This window comes from Syntrophotalea acetylenica (assembly GCF_001888165.1).
Lineage (GTDB): Bacteria > Desulfobacterota > Desulfuromonadia > Desulfuromonadales > Syntrophotaleaceae > Syntrophotalea > Syntrophotalea acetylenica.
The window spans coordinates 1,356,183-1,382,533 of the sequence record NZ_CP015455.1; the positions used below are offsets into that span (position 1 = coordinate 1,356,183).

Genomic DNA, 26,351 nt, shown 5'->3' on the forward strand with positions numbered 1-26,351 from the left:
AAGGATTTTATCTCGTTCATCTCCTCCATCTTAGTTGCAAAAAGTTTTTAAGGTTTAATCCGTGGGCATCCGCCGTTATCTGTGGTGAATAAAAGGTTTTGGGTGTAAATCCGCGTAAATCCGCGTGCATCAGATTGGATCCGCGTTCCATTCAGGGCCACGGTCATGCAAACCAAGGTTTCCGCGTCCCGCAACCCGCAACCCGCGTCCCGGAAACCAAGGTTTCCGCATCCAACCCCCAAACAAGGAACCTTATGAATATTTTAGTCTGCGGCGGGGCCGGTTATATCGGCTCGCACATGGTCAAAATGCTGACCGAGGCCGGTCATCACACCACAACCTTTGACAACCTCTCCACCGGTCATCGCCTGGCGGTCCAGTGGGGCGAGCTGGTGATCGGCGATCTGCTTGACGAAGCAGCCCTGCGCGGGCTGTTCGCCGAGCGTCGCTTCGATGCGGTGATGCACTTTTCCGCCAAATCCCTGGTGGGCGAGTCGGTGGCCCAGCCGGCCGCCTACTACCGCAACAACGTCATCGGCACCTTCAACCTCCTCGAAGCGATGCGCGCCGCCGGCGTGTCGTGCTTCGTGTTCTCCTCCTCCGCCGCCACCTTCGGCAACCCCGTCGCCGGGCGCATCGACGAGCAGCACCCCCAAGCGCCCATCAACCCCTACGGCGAGACCAAGCTGATTGTGGAGCGCATGCTGCGCGACTACGCCGCCGCCTACGGCCTGCGCTCCGTCAGCCTGCGCTACTTCAACGCCGCCGGCGCCGATCCGGCCGGGCACATCGGCGAAGCCCACGATCCCGAGACCCACCTGATCCCCAACGTGCTCAAGGCCGCCCTCGATCCCGCCAAGCAGCTGAAGGTCTTCGGCCAGGACTATGCCACCCCCGACGGCACCTGCGTGCGCGACTACATCCACATCAACGACCTGTGCCAGGCGCACCTGTTGGCCCTCGGCCACATGGAGCACCATCAGGGCGCCCACGGCTTCAACCTCGGCAACGGCCAGGGCTTCTCCATCCTCGAGATCATCCGCGCCGCCGAGCAGGTCACCGGTCAAAAAATCCCCTACCAGGCCTGCGAACGCCGCCCCGGCGACCCGCCGACCCTGGTCGCCGACGCCACCCGCGCCAGACAACAACTCGGCTGGCAACCCCAATACACCGAAATCACGGAGATTCTCCGCACCGCCTGGCACTGGCACCGTAAACAATTGTATTAGAAGGTTAAATTGGTCAGAAAATTGCTTACGTAAAAGCAGTAAAGTCAAAGGCCAAGGCAAAAGGATAAGACAAAAAGCCAAGGCATGCACCACAGAGCCACAGAGGACACAGAGAACATCACAGAGCCAACCTCTGCCGTTGCCTTTCCTCTGTGCTCTCTGTGTCTCTAGCGAGAGAATCGAGCGGGTGGTGAAGGTTTTTGGGTTTATGATGAAAGCCAAGGCATGCACCACAGAGCCACAGAGGACACGGAGAACATCACTGAGACAACCTCTGCCGTTGCCTTTCCTCTGTGCTCTCTGTGTCTCGAGCGAGAGCATCGAGCGGGTGGTGAAGGTTTTTGGGTTTATGACAAAAAGCAAAGGCAATAGAACGCGGATGACGCGGAAACTTCTGGATAAAATCTGATTACGACAAAATAAAAAGCGATTTAACTGGGATAAAGGGGATAAAAGGGATGTGAAGCCAAAGGATTTTATCTCGTTCATCTCCTCCATCTTAGTTGCAAAAAGTTTTTAAGGTTTAATCCGTGTGCATCCGCCGTTATCTGTGGTGAATAAAAGGCTTTGCTTTGCGAATTTAAAGTCATTATCGAACACAGATAAAATCGGATAACAGCGGATAACGTCAAGGGCATGCACCACAGAGCCACAGAGGACACGGAGAACATCACAGAGCCAACCTCTGCCGTTGCCTTTCCTCTGTGCACTCTGTGCCTCTAGCGAGAGAAGCGAGCGGGTGGTGAAGATTTCCAGCGGTCTTGCAAAAAAGGTTTTTCGCGTCCCGCAAACCGCAAACCGCGTCCCGGAATCTAAGGTTTCCGAATGAAGGCTGTGCTCCCAGGGTTTGGGTGGGGCCGTTAACGGTAGCGAGATTTAATAATTAAAACACTTGCATTGTAAAAACTTCAGTAATAAGGTGCTTGCCGTTGTGTGACGTAAGTTGCAGCGCTCCGTCTGGGGCCTGCCGGGCATCGTGGTCAGTATTCGGGACAGGAGCGGGAACCGCGAACATGTGTGGAATTGTCGGCTACATCGGAGTCCGTCAGTCTCCGCCCATTATCCTCGAAGGTCTGAAAAACCTTGAGTACCGTGGATACGACTCCGCCTGGTGAGAGAATATTGGGGAGATTAAAACTACCGACGAGGTTAATTAACAAATAAACAACGTCCCCTCCTCGGCCCCTGACCGAAGAATGCATCAAAGCCTTTGGGCCTATCCCTCGGGCGATGCGCCAAACTTTGACCCTGGACAATGGGTCGGAATTTGCGAATTTCAAAGAACTGGAAAAGAAGACCCAACTGAAGGTTTACTTCGCTGATCCCTATGCCGCATGGCAACGAGGTGCCAACGAAAACTCCAATGGCTTACTGCGGCAATATTTTCCCAAGGGAACCGACTTTCGCAAAATCGAGGAAGACGCAGTTGCTGATGCCGTCAAAAGGTTAAACAACAGGCCACGAAAATGTCTCGGATACCGGACACCCCATGAAGTGTTCTGGCCTATGGCCCGTGGTGCACTTGCAAATTGAATTCACCCCCCGGGGGAACGTAATATATCCCTTATTTCTGTTGAAAGGGTTTTGCTTTTACCCCGCGTAATTACCATTATATATCGCTGGTGATTAGAATAAAATTTATGTTGCTTGCGAAAGTTCTATAAATGTCGACCAAACGAAAAACCATTGTTTTTGCTTTTCTTCAATATGCCCAACTCGCACTGACAATGGCTTATGGTGTTTTTCTTTTGCCTGTATATATTAAGTATCTAAATGCTGATATGTATGGCGCATGGTTGGCATCTGGCAATATTGTGAGCTGGTTGCAAATTATTGTTCCGGATTGCGGGCAAGTGCTGATGCAACGCTTGGGGGATGCATATGCACGCAAGGACATCCCTCGTTTTTCTGGAATGGCGACAACAGGTAATCTTGTGACTCTAACCCTCGGACTGGTCATTGTCTTGTTTGCTTGGCTTGTGGGAAACCATCTGGATATTTTGCTGAAATTACCCAGTTCAGTTGACGCTCAGAAGCTTGGTACCGCATTTGTGTTAACGGCTATAGGTACGGGGATGATTGTTTATACACAAGCCTATAGTTCTGCCAATTTGGCTTTGCAGGCGACTGGATATTATGGCGTAATAAACCTTGCAGCCTCTTTTATTCGAATCCTCGTGATAATATATGGTCTTTTTGTTGCAAAACAGGGTGTGCTTACTCTTGGGATGGGAAATCTTATCTATGGAGCATGTTTGTTGTTGGGGCATTCAGGGGTTTATTTGAAAGTCTGTTTTCGTAAGAAAATATCAATCGTAGCAAAACCTACATCGTTAAAAGAGCTCGCTTCCCTTTTTTCGTTTTCTACATTTGCCCGTATTGGTGAAACATTTGCTCGCAATGTTGATTACTTTCTGGTTGCACGATTTTTTGGCCCAGAAGTTACAACTTCGTTAAAACTTATCAAATCTGTACCGGAGGCAATTTTACCATTTATTCGTACAACAACTCACTCAATTCTCCCACCTTTGATTCAACAGATTGCTAACGGTAGAATTAAACAGAATAAATCCATCTTAATGGAATTTACCGGAAAGTTGCTCATGTTCTGTTGTTTTGTTCTAGGTGGAATTTCGGTTCTAAATAAAGCATTTATTGGTTTGTGGATTCCTGGTTCCCAATTCTTATTTGGCTATATCTCTTTCCTTATTATAGCCGGATTGGTTTTAGCCTCTGCGTCTGATGTATTTCGCAGTTATGTGATGGCTGCCGGGTGCATAAATGATGTTTCACTAATTATTGGAATATCTTCATTGGTACAAGCGTTGTGCTTATATGTGATGACCTGGCAATTTGGGCTAATTGGCTTGGCAGTTATTCCTTTGTGTATTTATATCGCTACTATCTCACTATTCATTATTCGTTTTAAAAAGGAACTGCAGTTGCAGTGGTCTGATTTTAAAGGTGTAGCTGCAGATGTGACGGTTGGTTCTTTTCTAGCGTTGCTTGCTGGTTTAACGATAATTAAAATGCCAGCAGACACTTGGGGAGCGTTTTTTAAATCGGTAGTGATCTACATAGGGATGTTTCTTTTGTTGGGGCTTTTGGGGTCAAGGGATTTACGGAGATTGTCTAGACGTGTCTGGCGAAAAATGCCTTTAGCAGGTAGTAAAGTATAAACTTTATTTTGTTATTGCAAATTCTTATGGATAGTGACAATTATGGATATTGAAAATATTGAGATTGTGAGTTATGACTCTAGTATAGTTTCTAGAAGTAAGTTACATTTTTTGATTGGATTGGGACCTAGAATAAAAAAATACGTATATTACACACTTGTTAGAGCTATTGCAAGACACAGGGGAGCGAAAATTGGAAAGTGTACAGTTTTGCCTTATGCCTTAGCAAAAAAAGCTAATGCAAACTTAATTATTGGTGATCATTGTTGTATATCTTCACCGGATTTGGATATTAGGGCTCCATTAACTATTGGCAATTTTGTAATTATTGGACATGGTGCTTGCATTATTAATGCATCACATAATGTAGATAGCCCTTATTTTGAAACAACTTACAATTCCTTGACTATTGAGGATTACTGTTGGGTGATTAATTGTACTGTCCTACCTGGTGTATCTAAAATAGGAAGAGGTGCTGTATGTGGTACGGGTGCGGTAGTTGTTCGGGATGTCTCGGAAATGGCTGTGGTAGGTGGGAATCCGGCAAAGGTAATAAGGCGGCGAGCATGTGTTCATGATCAATATCCTCCCGAAGCATTAGCTGCAGGAGACCTGCTGATATACCTAAATAAATGGATCGGCAATGTGAGAAAAAAAAGGAAAGCATAATCTTTTCCGTATTTAATACGAAAGACCTTTGTGGCTTTGCTGGTGAACCAGGAATTTTAAAGGCTAGCCATGGTCGACGAATCACAAAAAAATAAATTGCACTTGAGAATTTTAATTAATAATCGGTCGTTACGAATAGATTAGGACATTTTCAGCAACAGTGCTCGCAAAATCTTATCTGGCAGAACTGAAGATTCACCGTTATGTGGATGCATCTCACTGAATGAGGCCGCCAGACATACTAGTGCGTTATCGATCATGATTTACAGAGGACAAAGGATGCCCCATCAGTGTCAGTGCTTCCGGGGAAATATAGTTGAACACCGCCTTCTGATATTGATCTTAGCAGCGCATCTTGTAATATGAACTCATTATGCGCAAGATTATATTAAAATTGTAACGGCACCCATGTTTAATCAAGGGTTTGCGGTATTTGAATTCCAAAATCCTTTTAATGTGACTTTTAGATTTTGTTTAAAAATAGAGGTATCTAAGCGTTGAGCTTCATATAAGGTGAACAACATGAAAAAAATAGCTTTTTTAGTGCCTACCTTAAGATTTGGTGGAGGAGAAAGAGTTGCAATTAATTTAATCAACGGCATATCTGATTTAGAATGTTATGAGGTTAGTGTAATAGTTTATGATAGCCAGATAGACTATGATCTTAATCTTGGAATTGAAGTAATATCACTAAATGAAAAAACAGATTTAAAGAATAAAATTTCTAGATTTTGTTCATTTTTCAGAAAATCTATTAAAGTTGACAAAATACTTAAAAAAAAGAAATTGATATAGCGATATCAGTAATGTCAAGTATGAACATACTGTTGCTTCTAGCTAGACATAACTGCCATAAAATTGTCACTGAGCACAATATATTAATGTCTAAAACAGTAGACGATTTTATTACAATCTTACTAAAAAAATTCTTTACCGTAAGGCAAATCATGTTGTAGCCGTTTCTTCTGGGGTTAAAGAAAGCCTACTTAAGTATGTGAAGGGAATTCTGGTCCATGTTATATATAACCCCTTAGAGTTAAATCTGATACGAAAGTTGTCTGAAGAAAAGTTAAATTGTGATCTCGGAAAATATATTGTAGGTGTTGGTAGGTTACATAGGCAAAAAGGATTCGATTTGTTGATTAAAGCTTTTTCTCTGGTTGGCGATCATGAGTTGAAGCTAGTGTTGGTTGGGGAAGGGGAAGAAAAAAAGAAGTTGTACAATCTTTGTGTAGAGCTTGGGGTTGAGGATAGAGTCCTCTTTAAAGGTTTTTCAAGAAATCCGTATAAGTATATGCGAAATGCCAAATGCTTTGTCTTGTCATCTCGATGGGAAGGGTTTGGTTTAGTTTTAGCCGAGGCATTAGCCTCAAAAACTAAGGTCGTGGCTTTTAATTGCAAATCCGGTCCTTCTGAGATTTTAGATAATGGAAAATACGGCATTCTTGTTGAACCAGGAAATGTCAATCAACTTTCAAAGTGTATCGCTAAATTGATTTATGAAGACACTTCTATAACTATTTTAGATAATGAAAATGCTGTATCCAGATTTGATATGTATAAAGTTGTTGGCCAATATGCCAAATTGTTAATTAGCTAATAGTGTCAAAAAGTTATATATCTGACCTTCCCCCGAGATTGTGGACAGTCCGAAAAGCTGCAACAACAGCACCAGGAGGACTGGCATGTTTCGAAGAGAAGACGTTATACCCGCGAATTCAAGATCAGGACGGTTCGTTTGATAACCGACAGCGATCAGTCTGTGTCGGAGGTGGTCAGAGATCTGGAGATTCACCCCAACACGTTTTACAAATGGATTCACCAATACGGGGAGAATCCCAAGGAAGCCTTTTCCGGCAGGGGGAGGCAAGTTTCCGAAGCTGATGAGCTCAGCCGCCTCAGGCGTGAAAATCAGCGCCTGAAAATGGAGCGCGACATCCTAAAAAAAGCGATGGCCATCTTCTCCAAAGACCCGAAGTGATTTTCCGTTTCATGCAGCAACATCAAACGGAATTCCCCATTTCGATTATGTGTGATGTGCTGTCGGTTTCCCGTAGTGGCTATTACGCTTGGCTTAGAAGGCCCGGTCCCAAGCGGCCACAAGCCAACGCAAAACTGCGGGAAAAGATCCGTACCGTACATCATGACAGCGGGGAGGCTTACGGCAGCCCCCGTGTTTATCAGGCGCTCAAAAAGCAGGGAGAGCCCTGCAGCTTAACCCGGTGTCCATAAAACCGGGGGAACGTCAATCCTAAATTTCGAGTTGAAGTAGTTAGGTAATGATAAGTCTCATAAGTATTGTAAATTGACAAAATTAAAAATTATTTTGTTATAAATATATTCTTTTCAATAGGTATAGGTGTGCATTGAAGATAATTGTATCTCATTCCCAAAAGCAGCACGTTTATAGACTTGTCGAGGCACTTCAAAGAAAAATTTTATTGAAATATTTTTTTACTGGTATCTTTGTGTCATGTAAAGGGGGAATAATAAAAAAACTATGTAAATTTCAGTTTATTGAAAAATTAGCTATTAAGCGTGGATCTGCAAACATTGATCCGCGTTTAGTTAAATGCACCTTTTTACCAGAGATATTATATCAAATATTTTTAAAACTTAATAATAAAAAAAAAGTCTATTGCTTTGATAGGGTGCATGATTTTTTAGTTTCTATAGCATTGTTGGTTATAAAATTTGATATCTTGATTTCTTATGAAAAAATGTCGTTGTTTTCTTTCTGTGTTTCTAAATGGTTAGGTAAAATAAACCTGTTAGATTTATGTACAATACATCCTGATAAGATTATAGAAATTAATGAAAAATATAATGGTGTAGTTATCGGTTGTACTAATTCAAGGTATTTGTACAAAGAGTCTAAACTAAAGAAAAAAGAGTACATTAAAGCCAATTATATGATTTCTCTTTCTGAATTCGCAAAACAGTCTTATGTAGACGCAGGAATCGCTTCTGATAAAATATTTGTTGTGAATTTGGGCGTGGACACAAATAAATTTTCTCCAAAAAAAGAAAAAAAAATAGACGCTTTTGAAATCTTATTTGTTGCTGGCATCCGATACTTGAAGGGTATCAAGGATCTTATTGAAGTTTTTAAAGAATTATGTTTAGAAAATTCAAAATTGACAATTGTCGGTGGTTGTGGCGATGCGATTGAGTATGTGAAGCAAAACATATCTGAAAATATCGAGTATATTCCTTATTTGGAACACTCTTTTTTAAGAGAAGTTTATAGAAGGGCATCTGTTTTTGCTTTGCCATCATATATGGATAGCTGGGGGCAAGTTGTCGTCGAAGCCTTATCTTCTGGATTACCCGTTATTATAAGCGAGAATACAGGAGCAAAGGAATTGTTATCTCATGGAGAAAACGGATTTATCATAAAAGTCGGTGATAGAAATGAATTGAAGAAATATATTTTATACTGTTATAACAATAAAGATAGGCTTGAAATAATGAGCCGTAATGCAAGGAAAAGTGTTGAGAAATTGACTTGGGAAAATTATTATCAACAGATTGATTCAATCATAGAGCATATCAAACGTGAAATTTAAAACTTTAATATATATAACACTTTTTGTAATATTGCTTGAAGGAATTCTGAGGAAATATATACTACCAGGATATACTCAGCATTTGTTTGTGGTCAAGCTAGTATTTTTGTTTTTATTATGGGGTAAGATTTTATATAGTAAAGTAAGTAAAGAGTTTAGAAAGTCTGATTACCCTTATCATGTCTTGTTTTTTTTATTTTTGGTTACTGTGTTTTTAATATTTTTATATCATCTTTCGACCCACTTGTTTGGTTTATTGGTTTAATATCTTACTTTTTCTATGCAGTTTACGCTCTTGCGGTACCAATTGGTTTTAAATCCGAAAATAATATTTTATATTTCATGAAGGCAGTAATTTGTGTTTCTTTTGTGTGTTATATTTTTGGAATTTTGCAGTATTATCTGCCACCCTCTCATTTCCTTAATAGGTATGCTAGTGATTCAAGTGAGTATATTGCTTTAGCAGGTGGCTCGGTTAGGATTACCTCAATATTTAACTATATTGCAGGATTTACAACGTTTATTTCTTTTTCTTTGCCTATAACTTTTTTGGGGTATTTAATAAGTGATCGAATATGGCCAAAATTATTTTGTCTTATGGTGCTCTCGATTGGTCTTTTCAATGTTTTTGCTACTGGTTCTAGAGCGATTGTTGCTTATGTCTTCATTAGCAAGATGATTGTATTGTTTTCATACAATAATCTTTTTAGATTGAAGTCAAAGATTAAAAGTCTTGGATTTGCAACATTCTTTGTAGCTGTACTTTTTTTTCTTTTTGCAAATAATTATTTTGACTTTGATTCTTACTATACATTTAACGATAGACTATCTGGAGTGAATGATAGTTCTGTTGGTAGAGTATTCTGGATGTTGTCTGCTGTTCCTGATGCTTTCGACAAAGTGGGTTTTGGTGGTCTTGGTTTGGGTGGAACAAATAATATTGTTTTATCAATGGGGAAAGGTTTGGGCAGTGGGGATAACTTGTGGTTTTTAACTAATGAGCTTGATCAGCTTTTATCTAGAATAATCATTGAGATTGGATTGTCTGGGTTTTTCATTTATGCATCTATGATGATTTTTATGATGTATGATATTTGCAAAAAAACATCAGCTATAAAAGACCCCAACTTAAAAATATTATCAATTACTTTGGCGTCTACTATAATTCAATATTTTACCATGATGAATAGTAATTTGTTTAATTGGTTGGGGTCGGTTCATTTTAGTCTTGTAGTTGGTTTTATTATTTGTATCTATAATGTAGATAAAACAAAAATAAATAATTATAAAAATGTCTGAGTAATAGTGTTTTTTTGTTGGCAAAGCCTTGTTTCGTCGAGAGCTCTTATATTTTTATGAATGCCATAAAATACACAAATCCTTTGGCGTAAGATTTCTCGTCAAGCAGACAGTTGAAAATTGGCGTTTCCTGCGTTCTTTGACATGTTTTCAATTGGCGTCAAATTCTTCACGGAGTCATGAGGGTGCTGTTCATTGTTATCGATGATCCACCAGTAAGTTGCCTCTCGGACTTTTGAGAGACATGCGGAACATGTACAGGTCCTGCAGCTTGTTCCGATGAGTTCGGCCGAAGCGTTCGATGTAAACGTTTTGGTTCGGCTCGCCAGTCTTAATGTACTTAATCATCATTCCGGTAGCTTAGGCCCAGGGCACAAAATAGCCACTGTGAAATCCAGGGCCATTGTAAGTTCGTCAAGTATCCGGTAGACCGCGGTCTAGGCGAATGCGCTCAAAGATTAGGATCAGCCGTTTTGCCTTAATCGAAGAATCGATTTCAACGTGCAGCAATTCGCTGTTGAAATCGTCAATAACGTTAAAGGTGCGGAACCGCTTGCCAGCATAGAGCGTCTCGCTCATAAATTGGGCTGACTAGATTTGTTTTGGCAGTTGAGGCACTAGCAGAGGCTGTTTCACCCGTTTTGGCAAACGTTTTTTAGCTCGGCGCTTCTGTTTCATGCGCAATTCGCAGTAAACACGGTAAACGCGCTTGTTGTTCCAATGATGGTCTTTGTGTCGCAGGGCCTTGACGTTTTCCAAACCCCCAACGGGGATTTTTATCTATGTTCCTGGTGATCGATGCCATAATGTTGGTACCACGATCATTCCCTTGGGTATCTGATAATAGACCATCCGAGACAGTCTGATGCAGTTGCAACTTCTCTGCACAGACAGTTGGTGCTTAGCGATTAGGTAGTGTCTATCCGGAAAGTCATAAGCTGTTGTAATTACGAACAAAATACACGTTTTTGTACTTGAATTCTTGAGCGTGGCATGACAATATAACCCTCTAACCTATTGAATTTATTCGACTTCAATACGGTCAGGAGGGCTCGTGAGGCGAAAAATCAATCGACAAATGTCCATCTTCGAACTCATGCATACCAGCGCCATCGCCAAAGAGCTGCGCCGCATTTCGCAGACTCTGGATCACACGCCGGATATTCTCGATGCCGTTCACCGCGATCTGCTTCAGGGTCGGCGCGAGGATACCGGGCGCTGCGGACTGACGGCTGACCAGGTGCTGCGCTGCGCCGTTCTCAAACAGTATCGCGAGCTGACCTATGAGGAACTGGCCTTCTACCTGGAAGATTCCGTCGCCTTCCGCTCTTTTGCTCGCCTTGAGATGGGCGTTTATCCCCGCAAGTCGATCCTCCAGGACAGTATCAAGAGCTTGACGGAGTCAACCTGGGAGGCCTTGCACCACCTGATCCTCGGCTACGCCGCCGGGACGAGAATCGAGACGGGCAAGAAGGTGCGCATCGACTCCACCGCCATTGAGACCAACATCCATCATCCCACCGACTCCTCGCTGCTGTGGGACGGTATTCGGATCATGACCCGTTGGATGGTCGAGGGCCATCAGCTCAGGCCTCGTCCGGATTACCCATTTTCCGATCATCGCCGGGTAGCCAAAAAGCGCGCCCTAACCATCCTCAATGCCCGCAAGCAGGAAACCCGCGTGGCCGCTTACCGCGACCTGGTGGAGGTAGCCCGCAAGGTCTGCGGCTATGCCCGGGAGGCGATCCCCGTTCTGGGCGCCTACCAGGGCGACAGCTTCCAAGACGGCTGCACCGCGCACCTTCTGGCACAGCAGCTGGAGCGCGCCCTGCGCATTCTCGAAAAGGTCATCGACCAGACCAAGCGGCGTGTTTTTCGCGACGAAAAGGTTCCGGCTTCGGAGAAAATCATCTCCTTTTTCGAGAGCCACAGCGACATCATCGTCAAGTCGCGCCGCGAAACCGAGTACGGTCACAAGGTCTTTTTTACCGGTGGCGCCTCCAATCTGATTCTGGACTGCGTGATTGCCCGCGGCAATCCCGCCGACAGCGATCAATACATCGACATGCTGGAGCGCCATCAGCAACGTTTCGGCACCATGCCGCGCCAGGCCAGCGCCGATGGGGGCTTTGCCTCCAAGGACAATCTGTCGTTTGCCAAAGAGCATCAGGTCAAGGATGCCGTCTTCTCCAAGCGGCGCGGCCTTGGGGTGCTCGACATGGCCAAGAGCCATTGGGTCTACAAGCGCCTGAAGCACTTTCGCGCCGGGATCGAGGCCAATATTTCCGCCCTGAAACGGCGCTTTGGCCTGACCCGCTGTACCTGGAGCGGATGGCGCGGATTCAGGCGCTATGTCTGGAGCAATGTCGTCTCGTAGAACCTGCTGGTTCTGGCACGCATCGAACTGGCCCAGGGCTAACGCGACAAAAAAGGCTGTAAAACTCGCCCCCGACAGGAATCGTGCGTCCTTATGCCGCACTTTTTGGATAAATCGGGGGCGCTATGAGACTCAACAATTTCGAAACCCTGCGGATCTGGCATTTGTCTTGCCGCCAGAGTGGCCACGCCTGACAAAAACCGGGGTTTCCGGATGGACACTAGGTAGGTAACTGCTTCGCGTTTCTCCGGCGAACTTAAAACTTTTTTTCGAACAGGTCTTTCATGGCTTGGTTTCCAAGGGCTATATTAGCGTACATACGTTTTAGCTGAGAGAGTTCATGCTCCATCTCTTTCAGACGTTTTAAATGAGATGCATTCATGCCGCTGTACTTCGACCTCCAGTTGTAATAGGTGCATCAGAGATCCATACTTGCGGCAGATCTCATTGATCTGAATCCCGGCATCGGCCTCTTTGAGAATTGCAACAATCTGTATTTAGGTAAAACGTGACTTTTTTATCAGAGCCTCCTTGTTGCATTGTGCCAGAAAACTCTACTTTTACTATGTCCATCATTTAGGTAAACTTCCGACTAGATTGTTGAACATTTCCAGATGCTTTATAGAAAGATCCCTCATGTTGGTTAAACATATTATTCCTTCATTGTCTGCCTCAAGTGGAGGGCCTGCTAGGAGTGTCCCTTTACTTTGTGTTGCGCTTGCTGAATATGCGAATATTGATATTTTAACTGTTTTTAGTTCTGATGAAGTGGTTATTCCAGACTCTGTTTCAGTTCATTCCTTTCTTGGGTCTTATTCAAGATTGCCAATTGGTTGTTCTATTGCCTTACGTGAACATTTGATGAGAATCAATTTTGATGTTATCAATGCTCATGGTTTATGGCTTATGTCAACGCATTATGCTGTAAAATCAGCCAGTAAGCTCAACAAGCCGATTGTGATTTCGCCAAGGGGTATGTTAGAACCCGGGGCGCTTCAGTTTTCACGGTGGAAGAAGCAATTGGCAGGATGGTTGTGGCAGAACCGTGATTTGCAACGATCAACATGTATCCATGTGACTTCACCGATGGAAGCTGATAATTGTCGGAAATATGGGCTGAAAAATCCAATCGCTGTTGTCCCCAACGGTATTGATTTGGATGAATATTCGTTGAAGGGGAGTTTATTTCCGAAAGATGGCAGGGAAGCAGGTAAAGAGTCTGTATTAACCAGTTTGAAAACTTCAACAATTCAGAAGCGCAAGTTACTTTTCCTAAGTCGCATCCATCCGAAAAAAGGGCTGACATATCTTTTAGAAGCCTGGGCACAGTTGAAGCCGTTTCATGATGAATGGCAGTTAGTTATTGCTGGGAATGATGATGGAGGGCATGAAGCCGCGTTGAAACGCCTTGCTTCAAAACTCAAACTCAGGTGGATAGAGAGCTTTAATCAGAGCACAGATAACAGGAATTTTACATCAAAAAATAACACTCTGGAGTCAGACATTAACGTCGAAGAAGCGTTAATCGTCTTTGCTGGACCGCTATTTGGTGATGAAAAGGTGAAGGCATATCAAGATGCAGATCTTTTTGTTTTGCCAACGCTAAGTGAAAACTTTGGGATGGTTGTGCCAGAGGCGTTAGCTTGTGGAACACCGGTCATTACAACCAAAGGCGCTCCTTGGCATGAGTTGACTGAGACTGAATCTGGGTGGTGGATTGAAGTTGGTACAGAGCCGCTAAGAGCGTGTCTGCACGAAGCGTTAGCAAAATCTACGGTTGAGTTGAATGAAATGGGGCTTCGTGGGCGAAAACTAGTAGAGGATAACTATTCCATTGCTTCAGTAGCTAAGCAGATGATGCAGGTGTATGAGTGGTGTCTTACCCAAAAAAATCCCCCTAAGTATATGAGTTTTTTCTGAGTTTAAAAAAATCTCTGAGATGTGGTTTGCGGATGTAGGTGTTAGGCCCCGCATTATTGCTGACCTGTTTGTTGAATAGTTCACCTGGCCAAACATTGCTGCCCAAATAAATGCCAACTATCATTGTGGACTGGTCGGTGGGCAGGCCTTGATTGCGTAAGGTTTGACTGATGGAAAATTCTACACTCGATATCAAAGCTAACCGCAAGGCAGTCAAATACTCGCGACCTGAAATTATCCGCAGGGTTCTTTGGGGGGGGGCAAACCTCTATTTTCTTATAGCCCGCGCCCGTTATTTGCGTGGAGGGCTTTTCTGCTAAGACTGTTTGGGGCTAAAGTTGGGCGGAATGTTCACATCTATAATTCAGCCAACATATATTTCCCATGGAATCTGGAAATTGGTGACCACTCTGCAATAGGTGAGAATGCCTATATCTACAACCTGGGACACGTAATCATTGGCAATAAAACAACCATTTCACAGCGGGCTCACCTGTGTGCGGGTACCCATGATTTTTCCGACCCAGCCTTACCATTACTAAAGCCGCCGATTGTTATTGACCATCAAGCGTGGATCTGTGCGGATGCTTTTGTCGGGCCAGGAGTCAAAGTCGGCGAAGGAGCCATTGTTGGTGCCCGAGCTGTCGTGACCAGGGATGTCGACCCCTGGGTTATCGTCGCTGGAAATCCTGCAGTATTTATCAAACGCCGCGAAATGAAAGAAGAATGACAATACCTGTCTCCGTACTTATTCTGACCCTGGATGAAGAGATCAACCTGCCTCGTTGCCTGGCCTCCCTGCAATGGTGCGATGATGTTGTCGTCCTTGATTCCGGTAGCCAGGATGCCACGCAAAACATCGCAACCGAGTGGGGCGCGCGAATGGTTGAACGCCCCTTTGATAATTATGCCAGACAGCGTAACTTCGGTCTGGAAAAGATCCCTTACAAACATCCTTGGGTTCTTATGGTTGACGCCGATGAAGAGGTGCCATCTGAACTTGTCGAAGAAATGAATAAGACGATTGCTGGATGCTGCGAAAAAACGACCCTCTACCGTATGCGACGGAAAGATTTTTTTCTTGGCCGTTGGATCAAGCGCAGCAGCGGATACCCTACATGGTTCGGGCGCCTCATAAAAGTCGGGCATGTTAGGGTCGAGCGGGCTATCAACGAGGAATATAATACCGATGGGTATATCGGCTTTCTTCAGGGACATCTCCATCACTATCCTTTTAACAAGGGGTTTTCTGCCTGGCTTGAAAAGCACAATCGTTATTCAACGATGGAGGCCGACCTGATGGTGAAAGGGGGGATCGATACCCCTGCCTTGTCTGACCTTTTTGGTAGCGACCCTGCTAATCGTAGACGCGCAATTAAATCCCTTGTCTATCGCATGCCGTTCAGGCCTCTTCTGATGTTTGTTGCCTTGTATGTCTTTCGTGGCGGTTTTCTGGATGGGAGGGCTGGATTGAGCTTTTGTTTGCTTCGGTCCTTTTATGAATTTATGATCAACTGTAAGGCGCAAGAGGTCCATTTGCGTCAGAATGATATGCCACTTTAATTATGTCGCTGATTTCTATAGTTACCGGTACCTACAATGCTGCTTCAACCTTACGTGGCAATCTGGATTGTCTGAACAACCAGTCCCTTCAGCCCGAGCATATCCTTGTTGATGGCTGTTCCACTGATGGCACCCTTGATATCTTAAAAAAGGACTCTTCCCCTAAAAGGCGCTATATCTCCGAACCCGACAAAGGCATTTATGACGCCATGAACAAGGGGATTTGCCTCGCTACCGGTGATGTGATTGGCATTCTTAACGCCGATGATTTTTACGCCGGGCCCAGTGTCCTGTCCAAAGTAGCCAAGGCCTTCGAAGACCCCGAAGTGGATGCGTGTTATGGGGATCTGGTTTATGTCAGAGAGACCCAAGTGATTAGTGACTCGTTATTAGTGATTGGTGAGACATCTTTAAAGAAAAAATCACCAATCACTGATCACCAATCACCGGCTTTCAAGATTCTCCGCTACTGGAAATCCGGCTCTTTCTCCCCCGAAAAGTTCAAATGGGGCTGGATGCCACCGCACCCGACGTTCTTTGTCCGCCGCTCTGTTTATGAACGTTTCGGCTTGTTCAATCTCGATCTCGGTTCTGCTGCCGATTATGAGCTGATGCTTCGCTTCCTTCTCAGGCACCGCATCAATGTTAAATATATTCCCGAAGTCCTTGTTTATATGCGTGTAGGTGGTGCCAGCAACGAATCCATCAAAGCTCGCATCAAGGCCAACCGCAACGATCGTAAGGCCTGGGAGGTAAATGGCCTCAAGCCCTATCCGTGGACGCTTTGGATGAAACCTCTCAGGAAAATTCCGCAGTATTTTTTGAGGCCACCAAAGGCGTAATTGGTGATCTGTGATTGGTGATTTGTTTTCTGATTTTGGACCAAAAAACCAATTTGTGTAATGAGTCGTGTCAGTCACTCGTTTCTCAAGGGAGGGGGAATGAGAAATCACAAGGACCTGGAGGTTTGGAAAAAAGCCATAGAACTCGCTACTGACTGTTATCGGGTAACAAATGGTTTTCCCATTGACGAGAAATACGGCCTGACTTCGCAAATGCGTCGAGCGGCTGTTTCCATCGCATCCAATATCGCCGAAGGGGCTGCGCGAACCAGTCAGAAAGAATTCCTGCAGTTTCTATCCTTCGCCGCAGGGTCGGCAAGTGAACTGAACACCCAGATCCTTATCTCAAGGCGGATAGGAATCGGCGATGCTGCAGATCTGGACGATTTGGAAGAGAAAACAAATCTGGCTTCAAGAATGCTTCAGGGCCTTATTAGATCAATCAGGAACAAAACCTGTGATTAGTTGTTGGTAATTTGTTGTTTGTTCCGAATAACTAATTACCAATCACGTATGACTGTTTTTTAAAAAAAGGAGGTAAGTGATTAAAGATTGGCACCAATTACTACTCACCAGTCACTAATCACGAATTCACCATGAAAAAAACCGCACTCATCACCGGCATCACCGGCCAGGACGGCGCCTATCTCGCCGAATTCCTGCTTAAAAAAGGCTACATCGTCCACGGCATCAAGCGCCGCACGTCGCTGTTCAATACCGATCGCATCGATCACCTCTACCAGGATCCGCACATCGAGAACCGCAATTTCATCCTCCACTACGGCGATCTCACCGACTCCACCAACTTGATTCGCATCATCCAGTTGGTACAGCCCGACGAAATTTATAACTTGGCGGCCATGTCTCACGTGGCGGTCTCCTTCGAGACCCCGGAGTATACCGCCAATGCCGACGGCATCGGAACGCTGCGAATTTTGGAAGCGATTCGTATCCTGGGACTGGAGAAAAAGACCCGCTTTTACCAGGCCTCCACCAGCGAGCTCTACGGTTTGGTGCAGGAGACCCCCCAGAAGGAGACGACTCCTTTCTACCCCCGCTCCCCTTATGCTGTCGCCAAGCTCTACGGTTACTGGATCACCGTCAACTATCGCGAGGCGTACGGCATCTACGCCTGTAACGGTATTCTCTTCAACCATGAATCGCCTTTACGGGGAGAGACCTTCGTCACCCGTAAGATCACCCGCGCCGTTGCTCGTATAGCCCTCGGTCTGCAGGATTGTCTCCATTTGGGCAACATGAACTCTCTGCGTGACTGGGGCCATGCCCGCGATTATGTGGAAATGCAGTGGCTGATGCTGCAGCAGGATAAGCCGGAAGACTACGTTATTGCTACTGGTGTTCAGTATTCCGTCCGTGATTTTGTCAATGCCGCTGCCAATGAACTTGGGATTACCCTGCGCTGGGAAGGCGAGGGGGTTGATGAAATCGGCATAGTGGAGAGCGTTAAGAGTGGGTCAGAACCGGGGAGGAGTAAGGAGTTAGGTGTTAGGTGTGAAGGCGATAACCCCTCACCCCTCACGTCTCACCCCTCACCCGGCGATATCATCGTCCGCGTCGATCCGCGCTACTTCCGTCCGACCGAGGTTGAAACCTTGCTTGGCGATCCGACCAAGGCCAAGGAAAAGCTCGGGTGGACACCGAGAACTTCTTTTGAGGAGTTGGTGGCCGAGATGGTACGGGGAGATTTCGAAGAAGCGCAGAAGGATGAACTTTGTCGGAGGCATGGGTTCAATACCTTCAATTACCACGAGTAAAGGCGATCTCTCGCCCGCTCCTTACAGTCGCTAGAGACGCAGAGTACGCAGAGAGATCATAAAATCTGGGTTTCTGGTTTAATCTCTGAGATCTCTGTGACTCGAGTGAGTAAAGCGAACGGGCGTGAGGCGATTTAAAAGGCGATCTCTCGCCCGCTCCTTACAGTCGCTAGAGGCGCAGAGTACGCAGAGAAATCATAAAATCTGGGTTTCTGGTTTAATCTCTGAGATCTCTGTGACTCGAGTGAGCAAAGCGAACGGGCGTGAAGCGGGTTTGGAGGGGGAATGGATTTCAAGGCAATTACATCAAAGATCATTGGTGCCGCGATAGCTGTTCACCGGGAACTCGGGCCTGGGCTTTTGGAGTCTGTTTATCAGACCTGCCTCGCCATCCAACTTCAGGAGGAAGGCCTTCATGTCCGAACAGAAGTGCCTGTTTCTGTGATGTACTGCGGTCGCACCATTACTGAGCATGGATTCCGCGTTGATATTCTGGTTGAGGATCAAATTGTAATTGAACTTAAGTCGGTGGAAAAGGTCCAACCTGTTTATATCAAGCAGTTGTTGACCTACTTGCGGCTTGCCGATAAGCCACTTGGTCTTCTGATTAATTTCAACGAGTCATTGGTTAAAAATGGGATTACTCGCGTTGCCAACGGCGTTGATATCTAAATTTAAAAGCAATCTCTCGCAGAGACGCAGAGTCACAGATAAGGTCATAACAAAATAGATCTTTGGGTTTTATCTCTGAGGGCTCTGCGGCTCAAGTGAGTGAAACGAACGGGCGTGAGGTGATTTTAAAGGCGATTTCTCGCCCGCTCCTTACAGTCGCTAGAGACGCAGAGTGCGCAGAGAGACCTTAAAACCTGGACTTTTGGTTTAACCTTTGAGGACTCTGCGGCTCGAGTGAGTGAAACGAACGGGCGTGATGTGGCTACACTATCCCGGACACACAAAATGAGGCAAAATACCTGACCATGGAGGTGTGTCCGATGCCATCGAAGTACTCGCCAGAATTTAAGCAAGACGCCGTGAAGTTGGCCGTCGATTCTGATCAGCCGATTTCCCAGACGGCCAGAGCGCTGGGGGTCAATCCGAACACTCTGTATACCTGGGTTGCAAAGTATCATCAGCCCCAAACCGTGGACGAAGAAGGCGCGGGGGACAAGCATCCCTACGAAGAGCTTAAGCGCTTGCGGCGCGAAATTGCCCAACTCAAAGAGGAGCGTGACATCCTAAAAAAAGCGGCGGCGTACTTTGCAAAGAACAGTCGGTAAAGTACGCCTGGATGAGACAGCAGACTGAATTCGGCGTCCAGGCCATGTGTCGTGTTCTGCAAGTTTCCCGAAGCGGCTACTATGAGAGCTTGAGCCGAGCGCCCAGCAACCGCAGCCTTGCCGATGACGCGCTTCGCCCCCAAATCAAAGGGGTATTCGAAAAAGGCCGAAAAACCTATGGCACCCGGCGAATCAAAGACGATCTGGACAAGCAAGGTACGGTCATCAGCCGCCGGCGCATCGCCCGGCTCATGCAGGAAGAAGGTTTGGCGGTCAAAACCAAGCGCAAATTTAAGCCGACAACCAATTCCAAACATGACAAGCCCATTGCGCCTAATCTGCTTGAGCGCGAATTTAACGTCGAAACGCCCGACACCGCTTATGTCGGCGATATCACCTATATTCCGACGCGTGAAGGCTGGCTGTACCTGGCCGTTGTCATAGATCTCTTCTCTCGGGCCGTGGTCGGCTGGGCCATGGGTTCACGGATCAACGCCGCGCTGGTCAATGATGCCCTGCGAATGGCGATCTGGAAGCGCAAGCCAGCCCGGGGCCTGATTTTTCACAGTGATCGCGGCAGTCAATATGCTTCTGAGAGCCATCGGAAAATTCACCTCACCCACGGCATTTTGGCCAGCATGAGCAAAAAGGGTGATTGCTGGGACAATGCTGTCGCTGAGAGTTTTTTCCATACTCTGAAAACTGAACTGGTCCATCATTGCGACTACGAAAGCCGCGTCGAAGCCAGAGCGTCGATCTTCGAGTACATCGAAGTGTTTTACAATCGCCAGCGGCGTCACTCCGCCAACGGAAACGAAGCTCCGCTGGTCTTTGAGGCCATGAAAAAAGCTGCGTAATCATGTGTCCGGAAAAGTGTTGACAGATCAGGCGTGATAATGGTTCGCCTGCAAAGTATTCTCTGTAAAAATCAAAAATCATCTCTCGCAGAGACGCAGAGCACGCAGAGAAGGTCAAAACAAAATATATCTTTGGGTGTTTTTCTCTGAGGGCTCTGCGGCTCAAGTGAGTGAAACGAACGGGCGTGAGGTGATTTTAAAGGCGATTTCTCGCCCGCTGATTTCTCGCCCGCTCCTTACAGTCGCTAGAGACGCAGAGTGCGCAGAGAGACCTTAAAACCTGGACTTTTGGTTTAACCTTTGAGGGCTCTGCGGCTCAAGTGAGTGAAACGAACGGGCGTGAGGTGATTTTAAAGGCGATTTCTCGCCCGCTGATTTCTCGCCCGCTCCTTACAGTCGCTAGAGACGCAGAGTGCGCAGAGAGACCTTAAAACCTGGACTTTTGGTTTAACCTTTGAGGGCTCTGCGGCTCGAGTGAGTGAAACGAACGGGCGTGATAATGGTTCGCCTGCAAAGTATTTTCTTTAAAAATCAAAAATCATCTCTCGCAGAGACGCAGAGTCACAGAGAAGGTCAAAACAAAATGATCTATGGGTTTTATCTCTGAGGGCTCTGCGGCTCGAGTGAGTGAAACGAACGGGCGTGATAATGGATTTGAATGGGAAAATATTTGTCGCTGGTCACAGGGGACTGGTCGGATCGGCTATTGTTCGCCAGTTACAAAACGCCGGCTACACCAACCTGATCACCCGCACGCATACCGAACTGGACCTCACTGATCAGTTGGCAGTTGCCGACTTTTTTGGAAAAGAAAAACCCGACTACGTCTTCCTCGCTGCGGCGAAGGTGGGGGGGATTATCGCCAACAACACCTACCGGGCCGATTTCATCTACGAGAACCTGGCGATTCAGAACAACGTCATCCACCAGAGTTATCTGCATGGCGTGAAGAAACTGCTGTTCCTCGGCAGTACCTGCATCTATCCCCGCGAGTGTCCGCAGCCGATGAAAGAGGAGTCGTTGCTGACCAGCCCGCTGGAATACACCAACGAACCTTACGCCATCGCCAAGATCGCGGGGATCAAGCTGTGTGAAAGCTACAACCTGCAGTACGGCACCAACTTTATCTCGGTGATGCCGACCAATCTGTATGGTCCCGGGGATAATTTCGATCTGGAGAAGTCGCACGTTTTACCGGCGATGGTGCGTAAAATGCACCTTGCCAAATTGATGGAATCCGGCGACCTGCAGGCGGTGGTGGCGGATCTGCAGGTGCCGAACGAAGATGAGGCGCTGGCAATCCTTGGCAAGTTTGGCGTATCTTCCACAAGCGTTCAGATCTGGGGGACAGGCAAGCCCCGCAGGGAGTTTCTCTGGAGCGAGGATATGGCTGCAGCCTGTGTGTATCTGATGCAGGAGCGGGATTTTGCCGATACCTATGCGCCCGGTAGCAAAGAGGTGCGCAATACCCATATCAACATCGGCACCGGAGAGGATGTCAGCATCGCCGAACTGGCCGAGCTGGTACGACAGACCGTTGGTTTTGGCGGGGAGTTGGTTTTTGACGCCAGCAAGCCGGATGGGACCTTACGCAAGCTGACCGATGTGAGTAAGTTGCATGCTCTTGGGTGGCGGCATCAGGTTGATTTGGGAGAAGGGGTGCAGAAGCTCTATTCCTGGTATCTGAATAACGATCAGATGCGAAGAGGCGTTTAAAACCCTTATCACGCCCGTTCGCTGCGCTCACTCGAGGCGCAGAGATCGCAGAGGACATCGGACAGGGTTTTCCCTGCGCTCTCCGTGGCTTTAGCGACTGCAAGGAGCGGGCGTGAGATAGTTTTTGCAGTGAGCTGGCAAAAGCCTTTAAATCCTTATCACGCCCGTTCGCTGTCCTCACTCGAGGCACAGAGGTCGCAGAGAAAAACCTGGATTTGGGTTTCTCTGTGTTCTCTGCGACTCTAGCGACTGAAAGGAGCGGGCGCGAGACGCTTTTTGTCGGGTTACCAGGGGTTATGGGACAACCTGGATAACATCTTAAAACCAATTTCTCGCCCGTTTGCTTCGCGCACTCGAGGCGCAGAGTTCGCAGAGAAAAACCTGGCTCTGGGTTTCTCTGAGTTCTCCGTGGCTCTAGCGACTGCAAGGAGCGGGCGTGAGATGTATATCATTGTTTTTGTGTAGGGCGTAACTGCCCAATGAATATTTGCGTAAAATGCGGAGGAAAAATGATCGTCCCGGTAATCATGTCCGGTGGGGCTGGTACCCGACTCTGGCCTTTATCCCGCGAGCTTTATCCCAAGCAGCTGCTGCCGCTGGTCAACGATTGCACCATGCTGCAGGAGACCCAGCTGCGCCTGAACGGTCTGCAGAACCTGGCCGAGCCGCTGGTGGTGTGCAACGAAAGCCATCGGTTTATGGTGGCGGAGCAGATGCGTCAGGCGGGGTGCCCGGCCGGGGCGATTTTGCTGGAGCCGGTGGGGCGCAATACCGCCCCGGCGGTGGCGGTGGCGGCGTTGCAGGCGCAGAGAGCAGGGGCTGATCCGGTGCTGCTGGTGTTGCCGGCGGATCATGTGATTGTCGATGCCGAGACGTTTCGGGGGGCGGTGGTTGCCGGCGCGGAGCTTGCCCGGGACGGCAAGCTGGTGACTTTCGGGATTGTGCCGACGAAAGCTGAGACGGGGTACGGTTACATCCGTGCCGCGGAGCGGCTCGGATGTAACCGTAGTGCTGAGGGCCGAGTAACGAGTGCTGAGGAATATCAAAGCCCTGCAGTTAAAGAACTTCACTCAGCACTCAGCACTCAGCACCCGGCACTAACGGGATATACCGTCGCTTCTTTTGTCGAAAAACCCGATCTTCCTACCGCTGAATCCTACCTCGCTTCCGGCGACTACTACTGGAACAGCGGCATGTTCATGTTCCGTGCCTCGCGCTATCTGGAGGAGTTGGAGACGTTTGCGCCGCAGATGCTGGATTGTTGCCGCGAGGCTCTGGAGAAGGCGCAGCGGGATCTCGATTTTGTGCGGCTGGATGCCGAGGCGTTCGGGGCCTGTCCGAAGGATTCCATCGACTATGCGGTGATGGAGAAGACCGCCGAGGCGGTGGTGATCCCGCTGGATGCCGGGTGGAGCGATGTCGGTTCCTGGTCGGCGCTGTGGGAGGTCGGGCAGGCTGACGGGGCCGGTAACGTGATGCGCGGCGATGTTTTGACCCATGACAGCCGCAACTGTTACCTGCACTCCAGCGGGCGCATGGTGGCGGCGGTGGGGCTGGAGGATCATGTGGTGGTGGAAACCGCCGATGCGGTGCTGGTGGCGCGGCGCGACCGGGCCCAGGATGTCAAGGCCATTGTCGAACAGCTCAAGGCGCAGGGCCGGGGCGAGGCGCTGCTGCACCGGCGCGTCAACCGCCCCTGGGGCAGCTACGAGAGCATCGATCACAGCGAGCGTTTCCAGGTCAAGCGCATCACAGTCAACCCCGGCGCGAGCCTGTCGCTGCAGATGCATCATCACCGTGCCGAACACTGGATCGTGGTCAAGGGCACCGCCCGCATCACCCGGGGCGACGATACCCTGGTCATCTCCGAAAACCAGTCGACCTACATTCCCCTCGGTGTGAAACACCGCCTGGAGAATCCTGGTCTGATTCCGCTTGAGCTGATCGAAGTGCAGTCCGGGGCGTATCTCGGGGAGGATGATATTGTGCGTTTTGAGGACAAATACGGAAGGTAACTTCGGTGATTGGTAATTATAAGGCGGTGATTAGTGATTAGTTGAAAAATCAAAATCAAAGCAAAAATTAAAGAAGTGATTAGTAATTAGTGATTAGTGATTGGTTTAAAAAACAAACAAAATCAAAGCAAAAATTAAAGCAGTGATTGTTGCTAGTCACAAGTCACTAATCACTTGTCACTGTTTATATAACAAGTATTATCGACTTTTTTCCAACGAACGAATAAGACCCTTGAGCATTCGGGATATTTGGGAAAGCTCTTGTTGAGCTTCCAGGAGGCTCTTTTGATTTCCCATATTAATCAATCTGGCGATTTCAATTTGGGTATCCAACTCGCTTGCTGAGCCTGAAGAAATATGGAGAAAGTGGATAAATTCCTTCACTGTATGTCGTGCCGCACCTTCAGCAATATTGCTGGGTATGGAAACAGCCGCCCGACACATTTGAGAGGTTAATCCGTATTTCTCTTCCGGTGGAAAGTCTCGTGTCGCTGAGTATATTGCTCCAGCCAAAGCTACGGATCGCTTCCAAACTTCCAATTGCTTATGGTGTTTCATTGATTTCGATATTGGACTCTGCTGAATAGGGTTAGATAGCTACCATCGCCAACTTACCTGAGATAAAACATTAAGTAAATCTATTTTTCTAATCACTAATCACCAGTCACGAATCACTTTTATTCATAATGGACTATTGACAAATGACGATTTTGCCTTGCTTCAAAGCCTACGATATTCGCGGTCGGCTGCCGGATGAACTGAACGAAGACATCGCTTACCGCATCGGCCGGGCCTATGCCGCGTACCTGCGGCCGGGCAGGGTGGTGGTGGGGCGCGATGTTCGGCTTGGTAGCGCGGCGCTGTGTGATGCGCTGGCGGCCGGACTCATGGATGGCGGGGCGGAGGTGTTCGATATCGGTTTGTGCGGTACGGAGGAGATCTATTTCGCCACCTTTGCCGAGGACATGGATGGCGGCATCATGGTGACGGCCAGCCATAACCCCATGGATTACAACGGCATGAAGCTGGTGCGGCAGGGGGCGCGGCCCATCAGCGGCGACAGCGGCCTGCAGACCATCCGGGAACTGGCTCAGGGCAACCAATTCACTCCGGTGGCGAAAAGCGGTACCCGTGTGGCACTGGAGACCCGGCCGCGTTATATCGAGCATCTGCTTGGGTACATTGACCGGCAGCAGTTGCGGCCGTTGAAGGTCGTGGTCAATGCCGGCAACGGCTGTGCCGGACCGGTGCTGGATCAGTTGGAGCGACATCTGCCCTTTGAATTTATCAAGGTCCATCATGAACCGGATGGCAGTTTTCCCAACGGCATCCCCAATCCCTTGCTGCCGGAAAACCGCTCGGCTACGGCCGAGGCGGTGGTGGCCCATGGCGCGGATCTGGGGATTGCCTGGGACGGCGATTTCGACCGCTGTTTCCTGTTCGACGAGCAGGGGAGCTTTATCGAGGGTTATTACGTGGTGGGCCTGCTGGCGGCGGCGTTTTTGCAGCACCACCCCGGCGCCCGCATCATCCACGATCCGCGCCTGACCTGGAACACCATGGATCTGGTCGGTGAGCTCGGCGGCACGCCGGTCATGAGCAAGACCGGCCATGCCTTTATCAAGGAACGCATGCGTCAGGAGGACGCGGTGTATGGCGGGGAGATGAGCGCCCACCATTATTTCCGCGATTTCGCCTATTGCGACAGCGGCATGATCCCCTGGCTGCTGGTCACGGAGCTGATGAGCCGCAACGGACAGCCCCTGTCGCGCCTGGTCGGCGCGCGCATCGCTCGCTACCCGGCCAGCGGCGAAATTAACCGCCGCCTCAGTGACCCCGCGGCAACTCTGGCGCGCATCGAGACCCATTACCGCTGTTGCGCCCGAGGCGCGGATTATACCGACGGGTTGAGCATGGAATTCGATCGCTGGCGCTTCAACCTGCGCTGCTCCAACACCGAGCCGGTGGTGCGGCTGAATGTGGAGAGCCGTGGCGATCAGATGTTGATGGAACAGAAGACACAGGAAATCCTGGCCATGATGGAAGGGTGATTAGCGAGACGGA

General features: G+C 47.8%; 20 protein-coding genes and 4 pseudogenes. 21 read left to right on the top strand and 3 right to left on the bottom strand.

Annotated features, from left to right (window positions below; translation table 11 throughout):
- Nucleotides 1-254: 254 nt before the first annotated feature.
- From galE to A6070_RS06195, 9 genes and pseudogenes are all read left to right on the top strand, one after another.
- Nucleotides 255-1,229: a UDP-glucose 4-epimerase GalE gene (gene galE / locus A6070_RS06155; protein ID WP_072287509.1), complete on the top strand. Its 975-nt coding sequence runs from the start codon at nt 255-257 to the stop codon at nt 1,227-1,229.
- A 1,200-nt stretch (nt 1,230-2,429) separates the two neighbouring features.
- A pseudogene (locus A6070_RS06160) lies at nt 2,430-2,762 on the top strand (IS30 family transposase); the annotation flags it as partial.
- A gap of 131 nt (nt 2,763-2,893) precedes the next feature.
- Entirely contained in the window at nt 2,894-4,408 is a 1,515-nt protein-coding gene (locus A6070_RS06165; protein ID WP_072287511.1) for a lipopolysaccharide biosynthesis protein, read from the top strand.
- 42 nt (nt 4,409-4,450) lie between these two features.
- On the top strand, nt 4,451-5,077 hold the full coding sequence (locus tag A6070_RS16480) for an acyltransferase (RefSeq protein WP_072287512.1): 627 nt from the start codon (nt 4,451-4,453) through the stop codon (nt 5,075-5,077).
- Nucleotides 5,078-5,599: 522 nt separating this feature from the next.
- Nucleotides 5,600-5,872: a glycosyltransferase gene (locus A6070_RS15320; RefSeq protein WP_145928195.1), complete on the top strand. Its 273-nt coding sequence runs from the start codon at nt 5,600-5,602 to the stop codon at nt 5,870-5,872.
- A 130-nt stretch (nt 5,873-6,002) separates the two neighbouring features.
- Entirely contained in the window at nt 6,003-6,677 is a 675-nt protein-coding gene (locus A6070_RS06175; protein ID WP_083568952.1) for a glycosyltransferase, read from the top strand.
- Between the two features lie 57 nt (nt 6,678-6,734).
- Nucleotides 6,735-7,300 (top strand): annotated as a pseudogene (locus A6070_RS16690) (transposase); the annotation flags it as partial.
- A gap of 143 nt (nt 7,301-7,443) precedes the next feature.
- Nucleotides 7,444-8,646 carry a glycosyltransferase family 4 protein gene (locus A6070_RS06190; RefSeq protein ID WP_145926433.1) on the top strand — a complete coding sequence of 401 codons (1,203 nt, stop codon included), beginning with the start codon at nt 7,444-7,446 and terminating at the stop codon, nt 8,644-8,646.
- Nucleotides 8,647-8,988: 342 nt separating this feature from the next.
- A complete protein-coding gene (locus tag A6070_RS06195; RefSeq protein WP_145928196.1) occupies nt 8,989-9,945 on the top strand; it encodes a hypothetical protein in 957 nt (318 codons plus the stop codon).
- A gap of 101 nt (nt 9,946-10,046) precedes the next feature.
- On the opposite strand, the pseudogene A6070_RS16025 reads toward A6070_RS06195, so the two are convergent.
- A pseudogene (locus A6070_RS16025) lies at nt 10,047-10,860 on the bottom strand (integrase core domain-containing protein); the annotation flags it as partial.
- A gap of 139 nt (nt 10,861-10,999) precedes the next feature.
- Between A6070_RS16025 and A6070_RS06205 the strand changes: the two are divergent.
- Nucleotides 11,000-12,322 (top strand): ISNCY family transposase, encoded by a 1,323-nt coding sequence (locus tag A6070_RS06205; protein ID WP_072287518.1) that lies wholly within the window; start codon nt 11,000-11,002, stop codon nt 12,320-12,322.
- 221 nt (nt 12,323-12,543) lie between these two features.
- On the opposite strand, the pseudogene A6070_RS16030 reads toward A6070_RS06205, so the two are convergent.
- Nucleotides 12,544-12,819: pseudogene (locus tag A6070_RS16030) on the bottom strand (transposase); the annotation flags it as partial.
- 139 nt (nt 12,820-12,958) lie between these two features.
- On the opposite strand from A6070_RS16030, the gene A6070_RS06215 reads away from it, so the two are divergent.
- The 10 genes from A6070_RS06215 (at nt 12,959) to A6070_RS06270 (ending at nt 24,287) form a co-directional block, all read left to right on the top strand.
- Nucleotides 12,959-14,242 (top strand): glycosyltransferase, encoded by a 1,284-nt coding sequence (locus A6070_RS06215; RefSeq protein ID WP_072287519.1) that lies wholly within the window; start codon nt 12,959-12,961, stop codon nt 14,240-14,242.
- A 250-nt stretch (nt 14,243-14,492) separates the two neighbouring features.
- A complete protein-coding gene (locus tag A6070_RS06220; protein WP_201787918.1) occupies nt 14,493-14,972 on the top strand; it encodes an LbetaH domain-containing protein in 480 nt (159 codons plus the stop codon).
- The gene (locus tag A6070_RS06225) at nt 14,969-15,805 is read left to right on the top strand and encodes a glycosyltransferase family 2 protein (protein WP_083558788.1); all 837 of its coding nucleotides are present in this window, start codon (nt 14,969-14,971) and stop codon (nt 15,803-15,805) included. Before A6070_RS06220 ends, A6070_RS06225 begins: the two co-directional genes overlap by 4 nt.
- A gap of 2 nt (nt 15,806-15,807) precedes the next feature.
- On the top strand, nt 15,808-16,647 hold the full coding sequence (locus A6070_RS06230) for a glycosyltransferase family 2 protein (RefSeq protein ID WP_072287521.1): 840 nt from the start codon (nt 15,808-15,810) through the stop codon (nt 16,645-16,647).
- A gap of 99 nt (nt 16,648-16,746) precedes the next feature.
- On the top strand, nt 16,747-17,112 hold the full coding sequence (locus A6070_RS06235; RefSeq protein WP_072287522.1) for a four helix bundle protein: 366 nt from the start codon (nt 16,747-16,749) through the stop codon (nt 17,110-17,112).
- A gap of 131 nt (nt 17,113-17,243) precedes the next feature.
- Entirely contained in the window at nt 17,244-18,422 is a 1,179-nt protein-coding gene (gene gmd / locus A6070_RS06240; RefSeq protein WP_072287523.1) for a GDP-mannose 4,6-dehydratase, read from the top strand.
- Nucleotides 18,423-18,707: 285 nt separating this feature from the next.
- The gene (locus A6070_RS06245; protein ID WP_072287524.1) at nt 18,708-19,094 is read left to right on the top strand and encodes a GxxExxY protein; all 387 of its coding nucleotides are present in this window, start codon (nt 18,708-18,710) and stop codon (nt 19,092-19,094) included.
- A 320-nt stretch (nt 19,095-19,414) separates the two neighbouring features.
- Nucleotides 19,415-20,556 (top strand): IS3 family transposase gene (locus A6070_RS06255; RefSeq protein ID WP_235605421.1). Its coding sequence is split into 2 segments (ribosomal slippage): nt 19,415-19,673 and nt 19,673-20,556, totalling 1,143 coding nucleotides; the frame shifts between segments, so codons are not numbered across the junction.
- Nucleotides 20,557-21,204: 648 nt separating this feature from the next.
- Entirely contained in the window at nt 21,205-22,272 is a 1,068-nt protein-coding gene (locus tag A6070_RS06260) for a GDP-L-fucose synthase family protein (protein ID WP_072287526.1), read from the top strand.
- A gap of 509 nt (nt 22,273-22,781) precedes the next feature.
- Nucleotides 22,782-24,287, top strand: coding sequence for a mannose-1-phosphate guanylyltransferase/mannose-6-phosphate isomerase (locus A6070_RS06270; protein ID WP_072287528.1), 1,506 nt, complete (start codon nt 22,782-22,784; stop codon nt 24,285-24,287).
- A gap of 198 nt (nt 24,288-24,485) precedes the next feature.
- Here the strand turns inward: A6070_RS06270 and A6070_RS06275 are convergent, their stop codons facing one another.
- Complete coding sequence (locus A6070_RS06275) at nt 24,486-24,845, bottom strand: four helix bundle protein (RefSeq protein WP_072287529.1); 360 nt, start codon at nt 24,843-24,845, stop codon at nt 24,486-24,488.
- Between the two features lie 143 nt (nt 24,846-24,988).
- Here A6070_RS06275 and A6070_RS06280 point away from each other — a divergent pair, with 143 nt between their 5' ends.
- Nucleotides 24,989-26,338 (top strand): phosphohexomutase domain-containing protein, encoded by a 1,350-nt coding sequence (locus A6070_RS06280; protein WP_072287530.1) that lies wholly within the window; start codon nt 24,989-24,991, stop codon nt 26,336-26,338.
- Nucleotides 26,339-26,351 lie beyond the last annotated feature (13 nt).